The organism is Paraburkholderia sp. BR14374, assembly GCF_040948685.1.
GTDB classification, from domain to species: Bacteria; Pseudomonadota; Gammaproteobacteria; order Burkholderiales; family Burkholderiaceae; genus Paraburkholderia; species Paraburkholderia youngii.
This window is the reverse complement of record NZ_JBFPKF010000038.1, coordinates 1-22713: the sequence shown is the minus strand read 5'-3', so window position 1 is coordinate 22713 and position 22713 is coordinate 1. Positions and strand designations below refer to the sequence as shown.

Sequence of the window (22713 nt, the reverse complement as noted above, 5' to 3'; positions counted from 1 at the left end):
CTCTTCGGCCCCATCGGCAACATTCCACCTGCCGAGGCAGAAGCCGCTTACTATGCAAATCTCGCTGAGTCTGTCACTGTGGCATGACGCAAGCAAAACGGTCTCCGGAAAACCCGGGGCGGCTCACCTACTGGCTGAATACGGTGTGGTTATTGCCCAAACACCTCTGAAAGTAAGGACGCAACTCCCCGCGATTATCGAGGACGAGCGCAATGAACTGACACGAGTTACCCGCGCAATGATGCGTGACATGTACGATCGACTTGCACTGCTCGACAAGCAGATCGCCCGGTATGACGGTCTTATCCAGCAAGTGCACAAGGCGTCGCCCACAAGCCAGCGTCTGGAGAAGATCCGTGGGGTCGGACCGATGATCGCAACCGGCGTCATCGCGGCGGCCGGAAGCGCCTCCGAGTTCTCAAACGGTCGGCAATTTGCGGCGTGGCTTGGCTTGACGCCGCGTCAGCACTCCTCAGGCGGCAAAGATCGTCTGTTGGGTATTACGAAGCGCGGTAACGGGTATCTGCGAATGCTGCTGGTGCACGGCGCCCGATCGGTCGTCCAGCAAGCCGTAAGGCATACGGACAACCTATCCCGATGGATACTCGAGGTTCAGGCGCGACGCGGAACAAACGTGGCCGTCGTAGCACTGGCGAACAAGATAGCCAGAACGATATGGGTGTTGCTCGCACGCGGTCAGGAGTATGCGCCGCCGGTATGAACGGACGCCCGACCGCATCATGGGCGCAGCTTCGCCTCTTCTTTGGTTGCACAAGTGATCTGATTCAATGGCAAAACAGGTTGGACCGTCGACGACAAAACCTGCGCAGTCTTAGGGCTCTCGAAGCCGTGGATATATGAAGGAGTCGTCGGGCGAAATCCATTGGGGCCAGGCACAGCGGTGCCATCAACAGGCCGAATGTATATATGCAATCCAGCACCTGCTCGCTGTAGACCAGATTATTTGGCAAACGGGACGAGGCCATGTATAAGGATGCAACCGATCTCACCGCCAACTCGGAGACTCTCCTTGGCAAATGGGTGGCGCCCATATAAGGGCCGACTAGCTAACTGGTTCATTGCTGATTTCCAGTCGAAGACAGCCCGCGCGGTCTTGGCCAGGACGTTGCGCAGCGCCAGCCAGAGTAGCTTGATGGCCGCCTCGTCATTAGGGAAGTGACCGCGCGCCCTAATGATCTTGCGCAACTGCATGTTCAAACCTTCTATGGCGTGGTGTACCCGTCGAATCTCCGGCGGGAACACGTAGAACGGCGCGACGTGCTCCCACGTGCGTTGCCACGGCTGCACGATCGTCGGGGACTTCGCGCCCCAAGATCCGTCGGCGAAGTCTTGCAGCGCCTGTCTGGCCGCTTCTTCGCTGGCAGCCGCGTAAATTGGGCGCAGCGCTGTGGCGAGTACCTTACGGTCCTTGTAGCTGGCGTATTCGAGGCTGTTGCGGATCATATGCACGATGCAGGTCTGAAACGGTGGTCCGCGGATAGGCCGCGCTGAAGGCTTCGATGAGCCCCTTCAGGCCATCGACCACGGCGATCAGGATGTCGTGGCCGCCGCGCGTCTTCGGTTCGTTGAACACCTTGAGCCAGAACTTGGCGCCCTCGGTCTGCTCGATCCAGAGGCCCAGCACGTCGCACAGGTCATCGGCCTGAATGCCCAAAGCCAGATACACGGCCTTGTTGCTGACCACGCCGTCGTCGCGGAGCTTGACCCGCAGCGCATCGGGTCACCGCCATGGATCGCCCGATCGAGCCTTCGGCGGGCCCGCTGCCTTCACCGGCGACGTTTTTAAACGGCATCGTTGAAAAGCTGCATGACGGCGGAAAAATCGCCGGAATTCTACGTCGCGACGAATTCATATGCGCTTTTTCAGCGAAGCGGTGACGCTACTATGCACATATTGGTTGCCGAAATTATGAGGACACGTCGTGAAAGAGCTGGCAAAAAAAGCACTCGCTTCGCTGAGCCGCGCGGAATTGTTAGAACACCGGTCCTATGTGAACGGTTCGTGGAAAACCGGCCAAGGGAAGATGAGTGTCATCGATCCCGCAACCAACGAGGTGATTGCCCACGTAGACATGCTTTCCGTATACGCCGTTGATGCTGCGATTGACGCAGCGCTCGCCGCGCTTAACGGCTGGCGCGAGCTTGTTCCCGCTGCGCGCGGCGCGATCCTTCGCCGCTGGGCTGCCCTGTTGCGGAGCAACTCCGAAGACCTCTCCATCATCATGACGTCAGAGCAAGGCAAACCTATTAAGGAATCGCGCGGGGAGATCGAGTACGCCGCGAATTTTCTCGAGTGGTTTGCAGCCGAAGGTGAACGAGTTTACGGTGAGACCATACCGAGCCATCTAGCGGGTAGCCGGCTTACGGTCTCTTGGCAACCAATCGGTGTGACGGCGGCGATTACGCCTTGGAACTTTCCGATTGCGATGATTACGCGAAAGGCCGGCGCCGCTCTTGCGGCGGGTTGCCCAATGATCGTCAAACCAGCGCCGGAGACACCGCTGTGTGCGCTGGCAATTGCAAAGCTAGCTGACGAAGCAGGTATCCCCGCGGGTGTGTTTCAGGTCATCAACGGCGACGCGGCCGACATGTCCAGGCGTCTTCTCGAGGCTCCCGACGTTCGCTCTTTCAGCTTCACCGGTTCGACCGCGGTGGGTAGACTCCTGCTGCGCCAATCGGCAGAGACGGTCAAGAAAGTCTCAATGGAGCTGGGCGGCCATGCACCTTTCATCGTATTTGATGACGCATCTCTTGACGGCGCGGTCAATGGCTGTATCGACGCGAAGTTCGCCACCTCCGGTCAGGATTGTCTTGCGGCAAACAGAATTTACGTTCAGCGAACCATCTACGAGCAGTTCGTGGAGAAGTTCGCCGCCGTTGTCAAAGAGCTGAAGGTTGGTCACGGTTTGGATCTCAGTTCCGACATCGGCCCGATGACTCGCCCGTCGGTATCCGCGAAATGTCGCGACCAGATCGGCCAGGCAGTAAGCGCCGGAGCCCGAATCCTTGCTGGCGGGAGCTCCTCTCCCTTGGGGCACCAGTTCGTTCCTCCCACAGTTCTGGCTGACGTCGCAGATGACATGGATATTGCGAAAGAAGAGACGTTCGGCCCTGTCGCCGCAATCCTGCCGTTTGATAGCGAAGCTGAAGTACTCCAACGCGCAAACAATTCCGAATATGGTCTCGCTGCGTACGTCTATACGAACAACCTGAATCGCGCGATGCGGATGTCTGACCGACTGGAGTACGGCATGGTAGCTGTCAATACACCGAGGTTTACGGGTGCACCGATTCCTTTCGGGGGATGGAAGCAGTCGGGGTTGGGGCGTGAAGGATCGCGCCACGGTATGGCTGACTATATGGAGCAGAAGTACACGTGCTTCGGCAACTTAAAAGATTAAGGAGTTTCAAATGGATATCAAAAAGATTTCTGAAATGGATCGAAAATCGGTTCTTCATCCGTTCACGCAGCTTCACGACTTCTCTACTGGGAAGGCCGATAACCCAACGATCGTTGAAGGTGGCAAGGGGATTCGCATTCGCGATGCCGAAGGCCGCGAGTACATTGATGGGTTCGCCGGCCTCTACTGCGTCAATGTTGGCTACGGGCGCGAGGAGGTCGCCGAGGCGATTGCTCGGCAAGCCTATAAACTTGCCTACTACCACACGTATGCGGCACACACGACGGAAGAGCTTGCTAAGCTGTCTGACCGCCTCGTCAAGATGGCGCCAGGCAAGATGAGCAAGGTGTTTTACGGGCTTTCCGGTTCGGACGCCAACGAGACGCAGGCGAAGCTCGTGTGGTACTACAACAATCTTCGCGGTCTGCCGAAGAAGAAGAAAATCATCGCGCGTGAACGCGGATACCACGGTTGTTCCGTCGTGTCCGGATCGATGACAGGCATGAGCTTCTATCACGACTACATGGACCTGCCGGTCTCGGGCATTGTGCGCACGGGCGTGCCCCATCATTACTGGGGCGCAACTCCAGGTGAGACGGAACTCGAGTTTTCGGCGCGTCGTGCGCGTGAACTGGAAGAGCTGATTCTTCGTGAAGGCCCGGAAACGGTCGGCGCATTCATTGCTGAGCCTGTTCTCGGCACGGGCGGCATCACGCCTCCGCCGGAAGGCTACTGGGCGGCGATCCAACCAGTTCTGTCGAAGTACGATGTCTTGCTGATCGCAGACGAGGTTATTACGGGCTTCGGCCGCACAGGAGCGATGTTTGGTTCGCAAAAGTACGGAATTGAACCCGATCTCATTACCGTCGCGAAGGGGCTCACGTCGGCTTATGCGCCGCTGTCCGCATGTATCGTGGGCGAAAAGGTTTACGAGGTGCTCAACGCGGGGTCGCAGAAGGTGGGGGCCTTCTCGCATGGCTATACGTATTCCGGCCATCCGATTGGCGTCGCTGCAGCGAATGCTGTTCTCGATATCGTTGAGCGTGAGGACATTCCCGGAAACGCCGCGGACGTCGGCGAATACTTCCATTCGGCCCTGAAGGATGCATTCAGCGGTATGCCAATCGTCGGTGAAGTTCGTGGCGTTGGCCTCATGGCAGCCATTGAATTCGTTGCAGATCGGGCGACCAAGCAACGCTTCGACGCGCAGGCGAAGGTCGGGGCACGAGTGTCGAAGGCCGCTCGGGACCGCGGGCTGATCGCACGTGCCATGCCGCATGGCGACATCCTGGGTTTCGCTCCCCCGCTTACGATCACCAAGGCGGAAATTGACGACATTGTGGGGATTACTCGACAAGCCGTCATCCAAGTGTCAAACGAGTTGGCCAAAGAGCCAGCACACGCTTAATATCTCGACATTCGCAAAAGCCAGCACCCCTTGAAGTCGTTTAGCTCAATATGCTTTTTTATGGGGAAAGTACAGGAAGGCAGGCGAAACGGAAATCACCACACGGTCGCCATTGTCGGTGAGATAGCGGTTATCGTGTCCCATAGCAGTCAGTTCGGCAGTGAATTATCGAACCGGGCTTGATGACGGGAGGACACGATAACTGTGAACATCAGTACCGCACTGCATAACGCCTTCCGGGCATGGATGCTCCAGCGTCAAATGGGCTTTCGATGAGCGAGGAGGAGGCGTGAAAGTGAGCGCAATGTTGAACATGCTGGAGCTGGAGACGTTTGCCGCGGTGGTCGAACATCGCAGTCTCGCGCAGGCGGCGGTTGCGCTGAACATCTCCTCCGCAGCAGCGACACGGCGGGTCAAGCGGCTCGAACAGTCTATCGGGGCGCTGCTCCTGCTGCGCGAACCGGCCGTGCTGCCGACGAAAGCGGGCGAAGAGGTCTTTCGTCATTTCATGACGGCCCGGCTTCACGAGGATGACCTGCTCCGGCGGGTCATGCCGGGCAGAGCCGCGACGACGGCGCTGGCGCTGGCCGTCAATGCCGATTCCCTTGCCACCTGGTTCGAGCCGGTCATGCGCGAGCTGGCGCAACACCATGTGTCGCTCGAGATCGTCGTGGACGATCAGGACCACACGCTCGAGGCGCTCGCGCGCGGCGACGTCAAGGGCTTTCTCTCCACGCAACCGGAGCCGGTTGTCGACCGTTTCGTGGCTGCGCCGGTCGGGCAGATGCGCTACCAGTGTGTCGCCACTCCCGGATTTGCGCGCGAATATTTCGCCGGCGGCCTGACCTTGCCAGGCGCGCTGGAGGCCAACGCCATCCTGTTTGACCGGAAGGACGCCCTGCACGATGCGTTTTTCGCGTCGTATTTCGGGGTGACGGTCGGCCGGTATCCGCGGCACTATTTTCCTTCGCCTGTGGCGTTGCTCAATGCGATCCTGGACGAACTCGGCTACGGGCTGGTGCCCGCGATGCAGGCGGGGCCGCTAATCGGCAGCGGCAGACTGGTTGCGCTCGCGCCTGGGCACGATCTGTTGATCGATCTGTACTGGCATCATTTGGAGCAGGAGCCCGAGCCGCTCGCGACGATCAGCGCACTGGTCATGGCGGCGGCGCGACGAAGCCTGGTTCAGCCGGCCCAGAGGGATGAGGAAACCCGTTGAAGGGGACTTGTGGCGCTACGCTGATGTTTTCGCCGGTCGGACGCTACATGCTCAACACGCGGCATCCTAGGTGCCGGAAATACCCGGCTCCTTTACGCCAGATCGTGACACCCGACCTTCAGCGAATAGCGGATCAGCAGCCCGATGCAGCTTATCGGAGCGGGCGTCGAAACAAAACCGGGTAGACCTCCACATCCGTCAGCTTGTGCGCAGTCAATCCCGGCCTGTTTCCCGCGCCGTAGAGCCCTTCTGTATCGGCTTGGGCAACGAAATAAACTGGTTTGAGGTTGATGCCGAGGCGTACGACCGTGTCCGCCTAGATTAGTGGGACACATGCTGGCGTCTCAGAGCGTCAGGGGATAGACGATCATTAATCGATCGCATACGAATCGATGAGTGGCGATGAGATCAGTCTATTTCGCCCACCTTGGGCGTATCTAGCTGATGCAGGGCCCGTCGGAATTGCCAATTTCTAGCCTGGGCCGCCAAAGGACCTGCAGCCTCCGGGGAGGCTCACCGTTGAGTACCGCGAGCATTAACTCAATGATTGTCGCGCCGACTTCATGCGGAACGGCTGATTGCAGGGCCGTGAACTTGTAGCCCATGAGTGTGTCCGGCAGAAGGCCGTCGTTGATGATGATCGACATTTCGCTGCCGACCCTAACCCGGGCATCAACAAGCGCACGCACGGCGCCAGCGCCGCATGCAGGGTTGTCCACGATGACGGCCGTCGGTCGCGGATTGCATGAAAGAAGATGCGTCATTGCTTCGTAGCCGCCACCGCGGTTGAGTGGACCTTCGACCATGTACTGCGCGTCTACAGGCAGGCCAGCGGCGGCCATCGCCGCAACATGGCCCTTGCGCGCCTGTGCGACGAAATGCAACTCCGATGGGCCGTTGAGCAATGCGATCCGGCGGTGACCAAGGCTGACCAGCCGCTCGACTGCCTGGCGCACTCCGGCCTCGGTGTCGAAATCAACCCAGGCGTAGGGGCCGGGCATGAGACTGCGGCCGTACGCAACGAACGGAATGCGCACGTTCGCAAGGTACTGCAGCCGTGGGTCATTCAGCTTTGTCCGTGCGACGACCATGCCATCGACGCGTCGTTTCTCACTCATCCGCTCGTAGGGGCGGAGTTCGTCGGTGCTGGAGTCCGAGACAATGATCAGATCCATGTCGGCGTGCTCGAGCGCCATATTCATGCCGGACACGACCTCAAGGAAGTATGGATCTCCAGGATCATGCGCGATGAGCGGATAGATGATGCCGATAGCATGGGCGCGCCCGGTTGCCAGGTGCCGCGCGACCGGATTGGGGCGGTAGCCGACGCTAGCTGCGGCTGCAATCACTCGCGCGCGGGTCCGCTCGCTCACCTCCGGGTAGCCATTGAGCGCACGGCTGACTGTGGTCCGCGACATCCCAAGCTGGTGAGCAAGATCTTTCAGTGTCATCGCGAGTCCCGGTCTTGCCGCTTCCCCGCCAACCTGTCGGAGCCATCAACCTCGTAGCGCGACGCGTCAACTTGCAACCGGCCATTGTCGAGTACATGGACGGGCATCGGGTCCGAGATCTCACCGATGAACTGGCCGTCCTTGCCGAATTTCAGAAAGGCCATGAAGCGCAACGTACCGTCCGACGCGTGCACCACCCGGCCGGAATAGAGCGAGCCCGCTGCATCGCCAACCAGAAAATCTTCCTCGACCAGCTTCCACTCGCCAAGCGGATGATCGGCGATCAGATAGTGGGTGCCCGTCATTGGCTCGGACATGCGCTCGCGGCAATACGCCGGCTCGATATGGTTCTTCGCAGTGCAGAACAGGCAGTACCAGCGGCCCTGATGCTCGAAGATCTGCGGTACTTCCAGTTGCCCGAACACCTTCGAGCGGAATAGCGGCGGGCGCAGCGACCAGTGTTCGAGATCGTGGGACACCGCATGCCCAAGCACGCCGCGTCCGATCGCCGGGCCCATGGGCTCTCGCGCGGTGAACACCATGTGCCAGCCGTCGCCATTCGGGGCGGCGAAGACCCAGGGGTCGCGGAAGGCCTGGTCGTGCCACACATCCGTATCGAGTGGCTCGTACCACGAAGGATTGATGTCCAGGATCGGATTGTGCGCGAGTCGTTTCCACGTGTGCAGATCGTCGGATACAGCCGCACCAATGCGCTGCACGAGACCGCGACCCGCATGGTTCGTGCCCGTGTAAAACATCATCCAGCGCTGCTGCGGCGTGCGGACGACCGATCCCGTCCACGTGGTGTAGTCGTCCCATGCGGGCGAGCGTGTTGGACCCAGAGCGGTCCCGCATTCCGTCCAGTTGACCAGGTCCGTGGAAAGCGCGTGACCGATCGACACATTCCAGTGCCGCTGCTCGGGGTCCCCGATCGCCTTCGGGGCGTTCAGGAAAAACATGTGGGTGAGCCTGTCTTCCTGTGCAAACCAGAAGTCCCACACCCAACGATCCTCAAGGCGAAATGCCATCACTGCTGTCCTTATCTGGCGACACGGCCGGTTGTTGCGATGTGGGCTGTGCCTGGTTGCGCGCTGTCTGGCGCGAATATCGATGCACGCTCGTGCACCGATCATTTGACCAGGTGGCTGGTCCGCGAATAATACACATGATGGTTATATTTAACCATGACAGTCACCAAAATATGGAGGATCGCTCCGCCAGTCGCTCGCATAAAAAAGGATATTCCATGCATTTTTAAAGCGGAAAGTCCTAGGAAGAACTACTTTCCATGTGTGTCACGAATAATACACACGACGCGTATTAATATTCGTCCGGTCGCGCTGGACTGTGTCTGGCCGGCCCGGAGCAGCGAAGGCTCGTCGGAGTTTCGCGACTGACCACATACATGACACATTCGGGAAGAACCATGTTCGATCAGCAAGTCGGCCGCCGTTACTGGCACCTTTCTGCGATTGCATTCGCGACAGCAGCAGCGTGGTCATCGCTGGCCTGCGCCGCGACGCAGGTTCCGGCGGACGAGGTGGGCGCTACACCGACGGGCGAGCAGCCCGCGGATAAGAACCAGCAGGTCCAGCGCTTCGGTCATGTCGACGTCACGCGCAAGCGCGCCGTGAACAGTGCAGCCGTCGCGACCAAGCAGACGCAGGACCGGGTGATGGATGTTTTAACGAAAGAGCAGATTGAAACCTTGCCGGATGCGACCGTCACCGACGTCGTGAAGCGTATCGCCGGCGTATCGGTGAGCTTTAACCCGGACAACGTCAACGGTCGCGACGAGGCGCAGTTCGTCGCGATACGCGGTCTCGATGCGAGTTACAACAACATCTCGTTTGACGGCGCGCCGATGGCCTCGACCGACCAGACGAGCCGCGGCGTACGCACGAACATGCTGCCGTCGTCGCTCGTCAAACAGGTGCAGGTCTTCAAGACATGGCAGCCGGATCAGGATCCGAACGCGGTTGGCGGATCGGTGAATATCGTCACGCGCAGCGCGTTCGACAACGGCGGCAAGCCGTATTTCAGCGCGACGGGAGCACTCGGTCATGCCGACGGAACAGGCAAGGTTCTCTCGGGGGCCGAGGGCCTCGCGCGCAAGGCGGATATGGCGTGGAGCGCGACCTTTGGTCCAACCCAGGCGCTCGGCCTCGTGATTGCAGCGAACTACGAAAAACAGAACACGTATTCGCTGGGCCACATGACCACGGACAATATCTTCTACAACTTCTACAACGCGAACGGCTCGCTCGCAAACCCCGCGGCGACGGGCGGTCCGAATCTGGGCAACGGTATTCCCGTACCCCAGCAGTTCAAATACTGGCAGTACCGCAAGAACCTCGAGCGGCAGGGCGTCGATGCCAAACTCGAAGCGAAGTTCACGCCGGACGTGTACGGTTTCGTCTCGCTCGGCTACAACGTCGAGAATATGCATGAGTTGCGCAATGAGAACATCATCGACGTCGGGCGCACGACGGGGGTCTCTAACAACCCCGTAATCAACCAGACGGCGACGTCGGGTCAGTTCGCACTCGGCGAAGCGGAAGCAGGTGTACAGCAAAGCAAGATCGATCGTACTGTCCAGAACGTCCAGGGTGGTCTCGACTGGCGTCTGGGTGATGATCGGATGTTGTCGTTCCGCTCTTCGTTCTCGAAGGCAAGCCAGTGGAATCCACAGACGGCTGCGAAGTACATCTACGGCAACCTGAAGTACGGTGCGTCCGGCACGCAGCCGTCTATCGTCGGCTTACCGGGCATGGCGACGACCTATGACACATCCGGATTCGATCCCGCCGTGAGCGTCGTGAATCCCTCCGGCTTTGTGAACCCCGCAAACTGGCAGGCGCTCTACTGGCGTACCGACAACATCCAGATTGACGACAGGGTAGGCGACCTGAAGCTCGATTTCCGCCAGAACATGGACCCGGATTCGCGCGGACTGGGCTATGCCATCGGCGTCGATTATCGCAGCCTCGGCCACAACTACAACGAAGCGTTCAACGCCTACTTTCCGACGGGCAGCGGACTCACGATGGCAGGCGTCGGCGGTGCGTCCGGGACGACGCTGCCGTACACCAACGGTCTGCCGTTCATGACCATCGACCTGAACAAGGCCTGGCAGCAACTGCTGAGCAATGGCAACCTTGTTGCGGCGAACGTCAACAATCTGGCGAGCAGTCTGCAGAACGACTACTCGCACACGGAGCAGACGGCGGCAGGCTATGCGATGGCTGCATGGCGCACGGACCGTCTGAGCGCGATGATCGGGCTGCGCCAGGACGACACGCGTCTGTCGACGACAGGCAACGTGCGCAATACGGTCGGCGGCACGACCACATGGCAGTCGGTTACCAACGATTCGAAGTACAACTTCACATTGCCGGCGGCGTCGCTGGTTTTCGATGCGACGCCCGCAGTGCGCCTGAAGCTCGCCGCCAGCAAGACCATCGGCCGGCCGACCTATGACGACTACGCGCCCAACACGTCAATCTCCGAAAGCTCGGACGGGTCGCTGACGGTCGTCACCGGCAACCCGAACATCAAGCCGCGCGAATCGACGAACCTCGATCTGTCGGCAGAATGGTATTTGCCGCACTCGGGCCTCGTCTCGCTCGCAGCGTTTCACAAGCAGATCAAGAACGAGATCTACAACCTGACGAGCCAGGGGACGCTGTTCTACGATGGCTTGACCCGCGCAGCATCGATCACGCAGCCACTCAACTCGTCGAACTCGAAGCTCGACGGCATCGAACTGAACTTCGTGCAGAACTCGCTCGGCTGGCTCACGCCGTACCTGCAGGGCTTCGGCTTCAGTGGCAACCTCACGTTGCTACGCGGTCGTCTGAACGCGATCACGTCATCGGGCAGCACGCGCACGATCAACCGACTCGTCAACCAGCCTGACCAGATCCGCAACCTCAGTATCTTCTACAACTATCGCAAGTTCGGCATCACGGTCGCCTATAACTGGATCGGCACAAGCCTGCGTGCCGTTGATGCCAGCCTGCCGCGCCAGGACGTGTACTGGCAGGCACGCAAGGAAATCGATCTGCAGGCGCGCTACGACATCGGCTCCGGCTGGCAGACTTTCTTCGAAGTCGCGAACCTGACGGGATCGCCCGTAGTCTCGGTCACCGGCCAGAACCGTAATCTGCTGAAGGACAAGTTCTCCATCGGCCGGACCTTCTGGCTCGGCCTGACCTATACCCCGAAGCATCTTTGACCCTGGACGGCTGCGCTGACCCAACCGGGGAGCGGCTGTGTACTGGATTAATTCATCAAGGACATGACATGAACATGCTGCAGCAATTTCTCAGTCTGAGTACGCAGTCGGCGGGCATCATCCCGATCCTCGCGCTGCTTTTTCTCCTGGTGCTGGCCGTCGCGATCGAGCGCGCCGCATTCTTCGCGAAGGCGGCACCTTCGGGTGCAGAAATCGATCATCGCCTGAACACGCTCGACTTTCACGATGACCGCTCGGTGAACGAAGTCGCGACGCGCTACCGTCCCACGGTCTACGGCGCGACGTTGCAGGCCGTCGTCGAGTCACGCTCGCTGAATCCCGACGAGATGGACCGCTATATCGACGAGGCGATCGTACGCACGTTGCCGCAACTCGACAGGCACCTGTGGATGCTCGATACAGCCGTGACACTCGGGCCGCTGATCGGTCTGCTTGGCACGATCATTGGCATCACCGAATCGTTTAACGTGCTTGGCACGGCTGGACCTGGCGCGGGTGCCGTGACGGGCGGCATCGGCCATGCGCTGATCGCAACAGGCTGCGGTTTGCTGGTGGCCATTGTCGGTGTCGCGGCGAACGGCTACTTCGCCAAGCGGGTGCGACTTGCGACGCTGCGGCTCGATCTGATCAAGCTCGCAAGCGTCAAGCGCACCCATCTGGTCGGCAGGAGGACGGCGGGTACTACTGCGGGAATCACAGGCGCCGGCGACACGCGTGAGCGTCAGGAGCACGTTGCGAGTGTACGGGCGATGTCACGCACGATGACCTCCTCCGATGCGTCAGGAGCGTGATCATGAGCCGCAGTCGTTACCTCGAGTCGCACGAACCGCGCATCGAAATTGTGCCCATGATCGACATCATGATGTTCCTGCTGATTTTCTTCATGGTCACGATGTTGAAGATGATCGATGCGAGCGGGGTCAAGATCAACGTGCCGCACGCCGCGTCGGCCGCCCCGCTGCCGAAGGCGACGCTCACGATCACGGTGAAGAAGGATGGCAGCCTGTTCTTCGAAGGCAAAGCGGTGTCCGCTGACGTGATGACGCAGACGATCCGCGGCCGTGCGCACGACGCGAAGGTCGACGTGCTGATCGCGGGCGACAAGGACGTGGCGCTACAGGATCTGCTGCGCGTGATGGACCTCGCGCACGCGGCGGGTGTCGACGATGTCGGCGTCGCGGCCGTGCGCTGAGGTGCATTCATGAAGACAGTCGTTCTGGGAACGCTCGCGCCGCCCGAGCCGAAGTCTGGTATGCGTTGGCCCGCCGCGTTTGCGATTGCGCTCGTCATTGAAGGTGGGCTGATTGCTGTATTAGGGCGCATTCCGGTACAGCCCGTTGCCGAACCGCCTCCGCCGCCGAAGGTGATGAAGATCGTGACGATCGCCGACGCGCCCGCCGATCCCACACTGCCGCAGCCAGCTCAGAAGGCACCACCCGAACCGCCGAAGCCCGCGCCTGTGCAGCACCGTCCGACGCCGATGCGGCATGCAGCACCGACACACAGCGCGGTGCCTGCGCCAGCCGTGACGCCCACGCCCGTCGCCACCCAGGCCCCCGCCACGATGCCGCAGGCGGTGCCGGCCGTCACACCGGACATCGCGAAGCCGACGCATGAGGCGCCGCCAGCGGTGTCGCAGGCGCCAAAGGTCCGCAAAGGCATCGTGCCGCTCGTGCGGGTCGAGCCGGATTATCCGCCGCGAGCGATGGCCAGCAACATCGAAGGGGCGGTGGTCGCACACGTCACGATCACGCGGGACGGGAGCGTGAGCGCTGTGAGCATCGTGCGCGCGGATCCGCCAAAGGTCTTTGATCAGGCCGCAATCAACGCGCTGATGCGCTGGAAGTTTTCGCCCGGCGACGCCGATGTGATCGGCGAAGTCGAACTGCGTTTTTCGCTGAGCGAATGACGCACTGAACTGACATCAACAAGCAAGACAAATGAAAACAGCAGGCATGAATACTATCGACGTCCCTGAAGTACCGTCCATCTCTCTGGACCATATCGGAAAGAAGTTCGATTCGAATGGCAACGTGCTGCGCTATCCCGGCAATACGCTGGTGTGTCACGTGCCTCTTTTTACACCGCTATCCGATGCGCTCGTCGCTGTGCGCGACACGATCAGATCGAGTCCGTTTGCGTCCTCGCTGAGCTTTCTGCCGCCGGAGAGCTATCATATGACCGTGTTCGAGGGCGTCGCCGATCTCGAGCGCGGCAACGACCGGTGGCCAACCGACCTGCCGCATGACGCGAGCGTTGCCGAGTGCACGCGTCACTTCGCGGCGAAGCTCGAATCATTCGATCTGGGATGCGCGTTGCCGCTGCGTCTCAGGGCGGCCGATCGCGCGAATCAGACGCACGTTGGCTGCATCAAGCTCGTACCCGTCGATGCGGCGGAAGAGCGCAAGCTGCGCGACCTGCGCACGCGGCTCGCCGAGTGTCTGTCACTCAGGACGGCTTGGCACGATCACTACGAGTTTCATATCACGCTGTCGTATCTGGTTCGCCCCATGACGCCCGACGTCACGCTTGCGTGCCTCGATCTCGTCAGCGGCTGCTTTGCACATGTGGGCAAGCTGTTCGACATCATCGAACTGGGCGCGCCCGAGTTCTGCGTGTTCAACGACATGTATGCATTCGACAACCAGTTCTTCCTGCGCCGGATCGCATCGCAATGAGCTGCATTGTCACACATTGCTTCGCCTTATCGAACAGGGGCGCGCGATGATGCGTATGCCAGGCGTTGCCGTGGCTGTGCTGTTCGTGCTCGGTGCGTCGCCGTCGATGGCGACGACCATCCAGTTCTGGTATGGCCATACGGGTACTGTGGCGGCCGCGATCCAGACCCTGTGCGACGGGTTCAATGCGTCGTCGCCGGTGGACAAGGTGCAATGCGTGTCGCAGGGCGCGTACGAGCAGACGATGCGCAAGACGGTCGCAGCGTATCGCGCGGGCAGGCAGCCGGCACTCGTCGAAATTTACGACGTTGGCACGGCGGACATGATGCTGAGCGACGCCATCTATCCGATGGATGAGATGACGGCGACTATAGGCAAGCCAGTCGATGCATCCAGCTATGCTGATGTGGTGCGACGGTATTACGCATCGACGGACGGGCGGCTCTACTCACAGCCGTTTGGCGTGTCGACGCTCGTGCTGTACGCGAACGCTGCGCGGCTCGCCGCAGTCGGCGTGACCAGTGCGCCTTCGACGTGGGAAGCGTTCGAGGACACGGCGCGCAAGCTGCGGGCCGCTGGCGCGAGTTGTCCGGCTGTCAGCGACTATTCGCCGTGGAAGCTGTTCGAGCAACCGGCGGCCGTGCAGGGCGTGCCGCTTGCGAGCGGTGCCAACGGACGACAAGGGCTATCCGCGCGCTATGTGTTCGCGGGCGGTGTGCTGAACCGCTGGATGCACGACGTGCTGCGCTGGCGCAAAGCGGGGTTACTGCTTGATGCGGCCGATACGCGCACGGGCAGCCAGACGATCGCTTTCGCGAATGGTGAATGTGCGATGTCGATCGATTCAACGGGCGCGATGGGCGTCATTATGAGTGTCGGCAAGGTGCATCCGGTCGTGGGCATGATGCCTGTCTACGCAGGTGCGGTGCGTTACCACACGCTGATTGGCGGCAGTTCGATCTGGGTGATGAAAGGCCAGGACCTGGCCAGCTATCGCGTCGCCGCAGCGTTTCTTGCCTTTGTGCGCGAGCCGGAGAACCAGTTTGCATTTGCGCTGAAGACCGGCTATCTGCCCGTTACGCGGGACGCACAGGCGATGCTATCCAAAATGTCCGATCAGCGGGACGTGGGTCTGCTGCCAATCACGGCAGGCGTGATGTCGCTTAACGAGCCGGGAAACGAAAACAGTGTGGGCGAACGGCTCGGCTTCTTTCCGCAGTTCCGCTCGATCTGGTTCGAAGAGGTGCAGCACGCGTTTCACGGTGACAAACCGATGGACGATGCGCTGCGCGCTGCACAGACGCGCGGCAACGCGTTGCTCGCACGCTTTGAGGCGACTTACAGGGACATGCGCCTGCCCTGACGAAACGCGAGCGCGCTTGCCGCTAACTACCCGACATGCCAACTTTCCATTCCAGATGAAACCAAGCGCCAGGTTCCCAGGCCGCCAGATACCGCTGATGCTCGCGATGCCGCAGCTTCTGCTGGTGGCTTTGTTTTTCTACTGGCCGGCCTCCAAGGCCGTCTGGTGGTCCTTCAATCTCGTGCGCCCGTTCGGCAACGGCTCGATATTCGTTGGTCTCGACAACTATGTTCGCATCCTTTCGGACGCCACCTTCTATGCGTCGCTGCGGGTCACGGCGATCTTCGCGGTGGCGGGCGTTGGTTCGGGCGTGCTGATCGCGCTCGTTCTCGCAGGCTTCGCGGATCTGAACCTTCGCGGCGGCACTGTATTCCGCAATCTGCTGATCTGGCCGTATGCGATTGCGGGTTCGGTGCTGGGCGTGATCATGCGCTTCATCGCGAATCCCGTTGTCGGTCCGCTGGCTTACCTCAACACGATTCACCCCGGACTGTGGACGCCACAGTCCAATGGCGGCGAAGCGATTGCCATGATCACGCTGGCGTTCGCGTGGACCCAGGTGCCGTTCAATTTCGTGATCTTCGTTGCCGCACTGCGGTCGATCCCGCAAGACTATCTGGCTGCTGCCGCCGTCGATGGCGCCGGGCCCGTACGGCGCTTCTTCGATATCAAGCTGGCCATGCTCAAACCGTTCATCCTGTTCGTGACCGTCGCCAGCATGATCGAGGCGATGACAAACAGCTTCGGCATCGTCGATACGCTGACAGCAGGCGGTCCCGCAGGGGCGACCAACATCATCGCGTACAAGATCTACTCGGACGGCTTCGTCGGGCTCGATCTGTCCGGTTCGTCGACGCTTTCCGTGATCCTCATGTTCTTCATCATCGCGATGACGTTCATGCAGTTCCGCGTGTTCGAACGCAAACTCGACGGGGAAAACTAGTCATGGTCGAACGTCATCCCGGTCTCAGGCTGGTTGCTTATGCGGTGCTGCTGCTCGGCGTCGCGTTCGCGCTCGCGCCGATCTATCTGGCGGTCTGCGCCGCCTCAGTGTCGAATGCATCGCTGGTGGGCGAGGGGATTGCGCTCGTACCCGGCGACCGCCTGATCGACAATCTGCACGAGGTCGCGCGCCGTACGGACATCGGGCACATGCTGTTCAACAGCTTCGTCGTGTCGTCGGTCGTCGTGATCGGCAAGCTCGCGTTGTCGTCGATTACTGCATATGCCGTCGTGTACTTTGGCTCGCGGCTCAGGCACGTGATCTTCTTCGGTGTGCTGGCGACCCTGCTGCTGCCTGTCGAGGTTCGTATCGTGCCGACCTACGCGGTCGCCTCCGATCTCTTCGAGCCACTGAAGACGATCCTCGAAGCCACCCACCTCGATACCCTGCTCGCCACGCTGATGGGGCTGCGCTTCACGGCATCACTGAACCTGCTGGATACCTACGCGGGCCTCACATTGCCGTTGGTCGCATCGGCCACGGGGACGTTCCTCTTCAGGCAGTTCTATCAGACAGTGCCCGCGGAGCTGTCCGAGGCGGCGCGCCTGGACGGTGCAGGGCCCGTGCGCTTCTTCTTTGACATCCTGTTACCACTCTCGAAAGCCAATTTCGCAGCGCTGGGCACGATCGTATTCATCTCGACGTGGAAGGATTATATGTGGCCGCTGTTGATGACGAGCCGGCAGGACATGCGCACGATCGTGCTTGGCGTCGCGAGCTTCGTGCCGACAGAAGCGAGCCAGGCGCCTGAATGGAGTCTGATGATGGCCGCTGCGCTGGTCGGCGTCGCGCCACCGCTGGTCGCGATTGCGCTGATGCAGCGCTGGTTTGTCAAAGGTGTGACGGGAATCGGGAAATGATGAGTGATCGTGCAAGCAGTCGGGCGGCCGGTATAGCCGTCGAGGCGGTGACGAAGCGGTATGACGGTCACACGGTAATGGCCGACCTGAACGTTGTGTTCGAGCCGGGCGAGCTGACGGTCGTGCTCGGTCCATCGGGATGCGGCAAGTCGACCTTGCTGCGTATCGTGGCGGGGCTCGAGTCTGTCACGCACGGACGCATCCTGATCGGCGGCGAAGATGTCACGCTGCGCGCGCCCGGCGAGCGCGGCTGCGCGATGGTTTTTCAGCATTACGCACTCTATCCGCACATGAGCGTCGCGGACAACATCGGCTACGCTCTGAAGCTCGCGGGTTTGCCGAGCATGGAGCGACAACGGCGTATTGCCGATGCGGCCAGCATGCTCGGGCTGACTGAACTGCTCAAGCGGCGCCCGGACCAGCTATCCGGCGGTCAGCGGCAGCGGGTGGCGATAGCGCGCGCGATTGCACGTCAGCCCGCGATCCTGTTGTTCGACGAGGCATTGTCGAACCTGGACGCGAAACTGCGGCACGAGATGCGTCTGGAACTACGGCGGTTACACAAAGAAATCGGCGGAACGACGATCTTCGTCACACACGACCAGACTGAAGCGATGACGCTCGCGGATCGCATCGTCGTGATGAATCGCGGACGCATCGAACAGATCGGCCCGCCGGGCGACATTTATCATCGACCACGCACGCCGTTCGTCGCAGGCTTTATCGGCAGTCCGCCGATGAATCTGCTCGAAGCGACGCGTGCGTGGGACGGTGCCGTGGTGTTGGCGAATGGGATGGAGCTACCGCTTGCAGAGCCGGTGTTGCCAGGCCACAGCGAGGCGGGCGGTGCCCGCATCCTCGTCGGCATCCGGCCCGAAGCATTCGTGGTGCGGCACGGCCTGAGCGGTCTGGAGTGCACGCTTGAAGCGATTGAGGACATGGGCAGTCATCAGCTGCTGTATTGCCGGCTTGGCCGCCAGCGGATCATCGCGACACAGCGGGACGCCGCGGACTACCGGACGGGCGACCGGCTGTCTCTCGGGTACCGGCCCGAACATGTGACACTGTTTGACGCCGCGACAGGCACGCGTCTGACGATGCCTGATATTGCCGGGGCAACGGTGTGAGGCGATGTGGTCAGTTGCGACGTTCTGACCGCTGTGCATTGCAATGGCGCCTCATCTATCTTATGGAGCAGTGTGTTGAGCAATCTGGAGAGCCGTCTGCAGGCGGCGACATCGATCGTCGAAGAAGCCGGGGCGAGGGCGCTTGCGTTTTTCATGGAGCGCGCAGCGCTCGCCGCCAGCAGCAAGGGGCCGATGGATTTCGTCAGCGAGGCCGATATGGCTGTCGAGCAGCGGATCAGGGAGCGTATCGCCGGTATATGGCCTGCTGACGCTGTCGTTGGCGAGGAGTTGGGCGGCGAGATGGCATCGCGGTTCTGGATCGTCGATCCCATCGATGGGACAGCCAATTTCCTGCGTGGCTCGCCACTGTGGGGGATCGCGCTTGCGTACGTGGCGGACGGCGTGCCGGAAGTCGGCGTCATTCATTACCCGGCGTTGCGCATGACGCTTGCGGCGGCCACGGGGCAGGGCGTGATCCTCAACGGTCAGCCCTTTACGCGCAACGTGCCGTTTCCCGATGTGCGCGTCGCGGCGCTTGGCACCAACCCGCACTGGACCACGGCCGAAACGGCGACCCTCGAAGCAGAGATGAAGCGGCATCAATGGGCGGTGACGGGCTACCGCTGCGCGACCATCGGTCTGGGGTTCGCGGCGTTAGGATATGTCGACGGCTATTTCGAGTGCCACACGAGTTTCTGGGATCTGGCTGCGGGCGCGGTACTGTGCCGCGAGGCTGGTCTTCGGGTCGAGTTCGACGGCGCTCGCGTGCGACACGGCATGCGAATCGCGGTTGGGACGCCAGCGCTGACGGATTTCGTGCTGCCCTTCTGGTCGGCACTTGCGGTGTAGTCGATGACCGTCGCGGCCCACTATGACAGTGGTTCGGTAGCGGAGCTGTCTGCTACCATTTTCGATTTCGTATTTAGGCGGAGCGTGACCCATGGCCCCGGTTTCGCGAGAGTTCGTGTCACCACATCATGAAACAGGCTCGACGCGAGAGCGTGGCCGGATCGGCCCGCTGATTGCAAGCGAGCGGCTTATTCTCGACCTCGTTCGCCGCTCGGGTGCGATCACGCGTGCGGCGATCTCGGCCCAGACCGAGCTCGCACAACAGTCGGTGCACCGGCTCATCGAGCAACTGATTGAACGCGGTCTGCTGCGGGCCGGCGAGATGATTAAGAATGGGCGCGGTCAGCCGAGTCCGCGCATCGAACTGGTTCGTGAGGCGGCGTACTCGCTCGGCGTGTCGATTAACACGGATTCGATGTCGGTGTGTCTGGCCGACCTTGGATGCCATATTCTCGAAGAGGTACAGCTGCGCACGGCGCCCACGAGCCGCAATGCGTCACTTGCGGCGATCAATGATGCAATCGACCGGATTCTCACACGCAACCATGTGTCGCGCGACCGTCTGATCGGCGTCGGATTCGCAATGACCGGCTATTTCGTCGCCGACGACCGGCAGATGAATGCGCCCGAACCGCTTCAGGACTGGTCGCTTATCGATCTTGCGCCGATCCTTGAGCGCGCGTTCGGACTGCCGGTGTGGATTGACAACAACGCGACGACAGCCGCGATTGGCGAAAGCCTGCTCGGGGCGGGACGCTGGGCGAAGAGCTTTTTTTATCTATCGTTCAATTACGGCTTTGGGGGCGGCGTTGTCATCAACGGAAAGCCTTATTTTGGTGCGCACGGCAACGCGGGCGAAATGACGCTCTGTACACCCGAGGAAGCCGAAAATCGTCCTGCCTTGCGCTATCTGATCGACGAGTTGCGCGCCAACGGTATCGATATCGATTCTGTCGAAGACCTGAGGATGCGATTTGATCCGGCCTGGCCCGGCGTCGAAACATGGATTACGCGCACCTTACCTGTGCTGGACAGGACGGTCAACGCCATTGCCGGTTTGTTCGACCCGGAGGCGATCGTGTTCGGCGGGCAGTTGCCTGCTGCGCTCGGCCGGATGCTGATCGAGCGCGCGCGCTTCTGGGGTGTGCATCGATACGGCATTGGGCCGCCGCGGCCAAAGCTGGTGCTGTCAGAGGCGAACGGCGATGCGGCGGCAAATGGCGCCGCGCTCGTGCTGCTTAAAAACAGCTTTTTCGAATAGCCACGATCGGTGGAGGCAGGTTTGATCCGGCATTAGACGCGTGGCGTGAGCTCGCAGTGTTCCCGGCCGTGGATGACACCACGAGCCCTAGCAAGCCGGGACGTTACCAGAGAAGCGACGTTGTGTGCGCTGGCGCCGAGAACTGGGTACCGAGGAGTGACAGTGAAAATGGGCGCGATGTTGAACATGCTGGAACTGGAGACGTTTGCCGCGGTGGTCGAACATCGCAGTTTCGCGCAGGCGGCGGTTGCGCTGAATATCTCCTCTGCAGCAGCGACACGGCGGGCCAAGCGGCTCGGACAGTCAATCGGGGCGTGTTGAAATGAGGCGTATCGTAGCCGGATGTCGGGCAGCCCGTGGCAGAGATGGCATGACGGCGCCATCGGTTCGGACGCGGCGTAGCGGGGCGTACGGTTTCCGACAAGGGGCAGGGCCCTGCGGGCGCTGAGTTGCCCATGCAGCGGACCTATTAGTTTACCGGCGAGGGCACAAGGCGAGTAATGTCCCGACCTCGATTCCGTGCACTTGAAAACGTGCTCGCCTCCAACGGATTTTTTGTCGCAGGTTAGACGGAAACGGACCCAAGGCTATGCGCTTGTTGATCGAGCGCGCCGGTTGGATTCCTCTGTAGCTGTTTACGCTATCGCGGATTGCAGCTCGACGTGCGCCATCGCGCACACGGGGGTGTTGTGGAGCAGATGGTCCGGTGCAGCGGGGGCGTTTTTGCGAACGTTTGTTGGCCGAGATCCGAGTCACTACGTCGATGCGTTGCCATGGCGGCCGGGGCAGATCGTCTAACGGAACGCCGAGTCCGTCAGGGGCATGACGGCTGCCGGACTTGTGAATCCGTGCGTGCACGGCCCTGCGCCTGACCGGGAGGTAGCCGCAGCCAATTGTGACCAAGATCATCTTAACCCACAAACGCGCGCATTACTGCGATCCAGTGCTTGCGGCTAGCTGCTGGTACGCGTTCGAACGCAAGTTCGAAGCGCTGGCGCACGAGCTGAGTGACCTCGGATTCGAGCGCGGCACCCGCCTCGGTCAGCAACAGCTGGTGGACACGCCGGTTGGTGGGCGACACGAGGGTTTCGATCAGGCCGTGGCGGTGCAGATCGTTCACGGGCCGCTGCAGGGCCTGTCGTGACACGCCAATAAATTCGCGCACGTCACTGACCGGGCAGCGTGGGCGGCGCGCAGCGAAATAGAGCACCTTGTGGTGGCTCCGGCCCAAGCCGAGTTCGGCGAGCCGCTCGTCTGCGCCAGCAATGGTCACCTGATAGGCCTGATGAAAGGCCAGGATGGCTTCATCGATGCTGTCCGTGGGGACAGCGCGTTCGCTTGTCGACTGGATGGGGAGGCGGGCGGGTGAGTTCATATAGGGATTATACTCACAAGTTCATATGTCAATCATGTTGACATATGCTCTATTTTTTATAAAATCCAGTGTGTGCCCGAAGCTGCCATATGCGTTGATCAGGCCACACCCAAACCTACACCGGAGACAAACGTGATCACCGTAAACAAGCTGAGTGACGCGGCGCGCATAACGTTGCAACGCGAGTGCATCGTCGAGCATATGCGCGCCGAGAACGCCCACGACTGGGACGCCGTCTACGATACCTTCATTCGTGATGAGCGCTCGTCCTACGACGTCATTCCGATGTCGGCCGTATTCAGCGGCTTCAAGGTAAGCGGCTCGGCAGGGCCGGTCCCCGATTCGCGCGCGCGTGGGGCATGATGTGAGAGCGTGAGGAGGTCCGGGTAGATCACGTGAGATCGTTCCATGATCGTGGACACGATCTTCTGGATCTACC

Annotated in this window: 21 protein-coding genes and 3 pseudogenes; 18 read left to right on the top strand and 6 right to left on the bottom strand. The window is 60.8% G+C overall.

Annotated features, from left to right (window positions below):
• Positions 1–721 (top strand): IS110 family transposase (locus AB3X86_RS36220; RefSeq protein WP_368599671.1); only part of this gene is annotated, 721 nt, incomplete at its 5' end.
• 239 nt (positions 722–960) lie between these two features.
• On the opposite strand, the pseudogene AB3X86_RS36215 reads toward AB3X86_RS36220, so the two are convergent.
• Positions 961–1738: pseudogene (locus tag AB3X86_RS36215) on the bottom strand (IS256 family transposase); the annotation flags it as partial.
• Between the two features lie 11 nt (positions 1739–1749).
• Here AB3X86_RS36215 and AB3X86_RS36210 point away from each other — a divergent pair.
• From AB3X86_RS36210 to AB3X86_RS36195, 4 genes are all read left to right on the top strand, one after another.
• Positions 1750–1899 carry a hypothetical protein gene (locus AB3X86_RS36210; RefSeq protein ID WP_368599670.1) on the top strand — a complete coding sequence of 50 codons (150 nt, stop codon included), beginning with the start codon at positions 1750–1752 and terminating at the stop codon, positions 1897–1899.
• Positions 1900–1943: 44 nt separating this feature from the next.
• Positions 1944–3422: an NAD-dependent succinate-semialdehyde dehydrogenase gene (locus AB3X86_RS36205; protein ID WP_368599669.1), complete on the top strand. Its 1479-nt coding sequence runs from the start codon at positions 1944–1946 to the stop codon at positions 3420–3422.
• A 10-nt stretch (positions 3423–3432) separates the two neighbouring features.
• Positions 3433–4830, top strand: a complete 1398-nt coding sequence (locus AB3X86_RS36200) for an aminotransferase (RefSeq protein WP_368599668.1) — start codon at positions 3433–3435, stop codon at positions 4828–4830.
• A 304-nt stretch (positions 4831–5134) separates the two neighbouring features.
• Positions 5135–6049 (top strand): HTH-type transcriptional regulator ArgP, encoded by a 915-nt coding sequence (locus tag AB3X86_RS36195; protein WP_368599673.1) that lies wholly within the window; start codon positions 5135–5137, stop codon positions 6047–6049.
• 175 nt (positions 6050–6224) lie between these two features.
• Here the strand turns inward: AB3X86_RS36195 and AB3X86_RS36190 are convergent.
• From AB3X86_RS36190 to AB3X86_RS36180, 3 genes and pseudogenes are all read right to left on the bottom strand, one after another.
• Positions 6225–6362: pseudogene (locus AB3X86_RS36190) on the bottom strand (LysR family transcriptional regulator); the annotation flags it as partial.
• 124 nt (positions 6363–6486) lie between these two features.
• Positions 6487–7500: a substrate-binding domain-containing protein gene (locus AB3X86_RS36185; protein ID WP_368599667.1), complete on the bottom strand. Its 1014-nt coding sequence runs from the start codon at positions 7498–7500 to the stop codon at positions 6487–6489.
• A complete protein-coding gene (locus AB3X86_RS36180; protein WP_368599666.1) occupies positions 7497–8501 on the bottom strand; it encodes a hypothetical protein in 1005 nt (334 codons plus the stop codon). Before AB3X86_RS36180 ends, AB3X86_RS36185 begins: the two co-directional genes overlap by 4 nt.
• 425 nt (positions 8502–8926) lie before the next feature.
• On the opposite strand from AB3X86_RS36180, the gene AB3X86_RS36175 reads away from it, so the two are divergent.
• The 10 genes from AB3X86_RS36175 (at position 8927) to AB3X86_RS36130 (ending at position 19638) form a co-directional block, all read left to right on the top strand.
• On the top strand, positions 8927–11737 hold the full coding sequence (locus AB3X86_RS36175; protein WP_368599665.1) for a TonB-dependent receptor: 2811 nt from the start codon (positions 8927–8929) through the stop codon (positions 11735–11737).
• A 68-nt stretch (positions 11738–11805) separates the two neighbouring features.
• The gene (locus AB3X86_RS36170; RefSeq protein ID WP_368599664.1) at positions 11806–12549 is read left to right on the top strand and encodes a MotA/TolQ/ExbB proton channel family protein; all 744 of its coding nucleotides are present in this window, start codon (positions 11806–11808) and stop codon (positions 12547–12549) included.
• A 2-nt stretch (positions 12550–12551) separates the two neighbouring features.
• A complete protein-coding gene (locus AB3X86_RS36165) occupies positions 12552–12950 on the top strand; it encodes an ExbD/TolR family protein (RefSeq protein WP_368599663.1) in 399 nt (132 codons plus the stop codon).
• 9 nt (positions 12951–12959) lie between these two features.
• Positions 12960–13667 (top strand): TonB family protein, encoded by a 708-nt coding sequence (locus tag AB3X86_RS36160; RefSeq protein ID WP_368599662.1) that lies wholly within the window; start codon positions 12960–12962, stop codon positions 13665–13667.
• A 46-nt stretch (positions 13668–13713) separates the two neighbouring features.
• Positions 13714–14436 carry a DUF1868 domain-containing protein gene (locus AB3X86_RS36155; protein WP_368599661.1) on the top strand — a complete coding sequence of 241 codons (723 nt, stop codon included), beginning with the start codon at positions 13714–13716 and terminating at the stop codon, positions 14434–14436.
• A gap of 46 nt (positions 14437–14482) precedes the next feature.
• Positions 14483–15799: an extracellular solute-binding protein gene (locus AB3X86_RS36150; RefSeq protein WP_368599660.1), complete on the top strand. Its 1317-nt coding sequence runs from the start codon at positions 14483–14485 to the stop codon at positions 15797–15799.
• 106 nt (positions 15800–15905) lie between these two features.
• A complete protein-coding gene (locus AB3X86_RS36145; protein ID WP_368599659.1) occupies positions 15906–16742 on the top strand; it encodes a carbohydrate ABC transporter permease in 837 nt (278 codons plus the stop codon).
• Positions 16743–16744: 2 nt separating this feature from the next.
• Complete coding sequence (locus AB3X86_RS36140) at positions 16745–17662, top strand: ABC transporter permease subunit (protein WP_368599658.1); 918 nt, start codon at positions 16745–16747, stop codon at positions 17660–17662.
• Positions 17659–18789, top strand: a complete 1131-nt coding sequence (locus AB3X86_RS36135) for an ABC transporter ATP-binding protein (RefSeq protein WP_368599657.1) — start codon at positions 17659–17661, stop codon at positions 18787–18789. Before AB3X86_RS36140 ends, AB3X86_RS36135 begins: the two co-directional genes overlap by 4 nt.
• Positions 18790–18861: 72 nt before the next feature.
• Positions 18862–19638 carry an inositol monophosphatase family protein gene (locus AB3X86_RS36130; RefSeq protein ID WP_368599656.1) on the top strand — a complete coding sequence of 259 codons (777 nt, stop codon included), beginning with the start codon at positions 18862–18864 and terminating at the stop codon, positions 19636–19638.
• Between the two features lie 118 nt (positions 19639–19756).
• Here the strand turns inward: AB3X86_RS36130 and AB3X86_RS36125 are convergent, their stop codons facing one another.
• A complete protein-coding gene (locus AB3X86_RS36125; RefSeq protein ID WP_368599674.1) occupies positions 19757–20086 on the bottom strand; it encodes a hypothetical protein in 330 nt (109 codons plus the stop codon).
• Between AB3X86_RS36125 and AB3X86_RS36120 the strand changes: the two genes are divergently transcribed.
• Together AB3X86_RS36120 and AB3X86_RS36115 are read left to right on the top strand one after the other, a co-directional pair.
• Positions 20054–20899 (top strand): ROK family protein, encoded by an 846-nt coding sequence (locus tag AB3X86_RS36120; RefSeq protein ID WP_368599672.1) that lies wholly within the window; start codon positions 20054–20056, stop codon positions 20897–20899. The genes AB3X86_RS36125 and AB3X86_RS36120 overlap by 33 nt on opposite strands.
• A 168-nt stretch (positions 20900–21067) precedes the next feature.
• Positions 21068–21214: pseudogene (locus AB3X86_RS36115) on the top strand (LysR family transcriptional regulator); the annotation flags it as partial.
• Between the two features lie 595 nt (positions 21215–21809).
• On the opposite strand, the gene AB3X86_RS36110 reads toward AB3X86_RS36115, so the two are convergent.
• Positions 21810–22274, bottom strand: a complete 465-nt coding sequence (locus AB3X86_RS36110) for a MarR family winged helix-turn-helix transcriptional regulator (protein ID WP_368599655.1) — start codon at positions 22272–22274, stop codon at positions 21810–21812.
• 132 nt (positions 22275–22406) lie between these two features.
• On the opposite strand from AB3X86_RS36110, the gene AB3X86_RS36105 reads away from it, so the two are divergent.
• Positions 22407–22637, top strand: coding sequence for a hypothetical protein (locus AB3X86_RS36105; protein WP_368599654.1), 231 nt, complete (start codon positions 22407–22409; stop codon positions 22635–22637).
• Positions 22638–22713 lie beyond the last annotated feature (76 nt).

Coding starts and splice junctions, on each gene's coding strand:
- AB3X86_RS36150 (WP_368599660.1), top strand. CDS start 14,483: ATGATGCGTATGCCAGGCGTTGCCGTGGCTGTGCTGTTCGTGCTCGGT.
- AB3X86_RS36145 (WP_368599659.1), top strand. CDS start 15,906: ATGCCGCAGCTTCTGCTGGTGGCTTTGTTTTTCTACTGGCCGGCCTCC.
- AB3X86_RS36195 (WP_368599673.1), top strand. CDS start 5,135: ATGTTGAACATGCTGGAGCTGGAGACGTTTGCCGCGGTGGTCGAACAT.
- AB3X86_RS36185 (WP_368599667.1), bottom strand. CDS start 7,500: ATGACACTGAAAGATCTTGCTCACCAGCTTGGGATGTCGCGGACCACA.
- AB3X86_RS36140 (WP_368599658.1), top strand. CDS start 16,745: ATGGTCGAACGTCATCCCGGTCTCAGGCTGGTTGCTTATGCGGTGCTG.
- AB3X86_RS36160 (WP_368599662.1), top strand. CDS start 12,960: ATGAAGACAGTCGTTCTGGGAACGCTCGCGCCGCCCGAGCCGAAGTCT.
- AB3X86_RS36120 (WP_368599672.1), top strand. CDS start 20,054: ATGTCGGTGTGTCTGGCCGACCTTGGATGCCATATTCTCGAAGAGGTA.
- AB3X86_RS36210 (WP_368599670.1), top strand. CDS start 1,750: ATGGATCGCCCGATCGAGCCTTCGGCGGGCCCGCTGCCTTCACCGGCG.
- AB3X86_RS36200 (WP_368599668.1), top strand. CDS start 3,433: ATGGATATCAAAAAGATTTCTGAAATGGATCGAAAATCGGTTCTTCAT.
- AB3X86_RS36110 (WP_368599655.1), bottom strand. CDS start 22,274: ATGAACTCACCCGCCCGCCTCCCCATCCAGTCGACAAGCGAACGCGCT.
- AB3X86_RS36135 (WP_368599657.1), top strand. CDS start 17,659: ATGATGAGTGATCGTGCAAGCAGTCGGGCGGCCGGTATAGCCGTCGAG.
- AB3X86_RS36125 (WP_368599674.1), bottom strand. CDS start 20,086: ATGGCATCCAAGGTCGGCCAGACACACCGACATCGAATCCGTGTTAAT.
- AB3X86_RS36170 (WP_368599664.1), top strand. CDS start 11,806: ATGAACATGCTGCAGCAATTTCTCAGTCTGAGTACGCAGTCGGCGGGC.
- AB3X86_RS36155 (WP_368599661.1), top strand. CDS start 13,714: ATGAATACTATCGACGTCCCTGAAGTACCGTCCATCTCTCTGGACCAT.
- AB3X86_RS36165 (WP_368599663.1), top strand. CDS start 12,552: ATGAGCCGCAGTCGTTACCTCGAGTCGCACGAACCGCGCATCGAAATT.
- AB3X86_RS36175 (WP_368599665.1), top strand. CDS start 8,927: ATGTTCGATCAGCAAGTCGGCCGCCGTTACTGGCACCTTTCTGCGATT.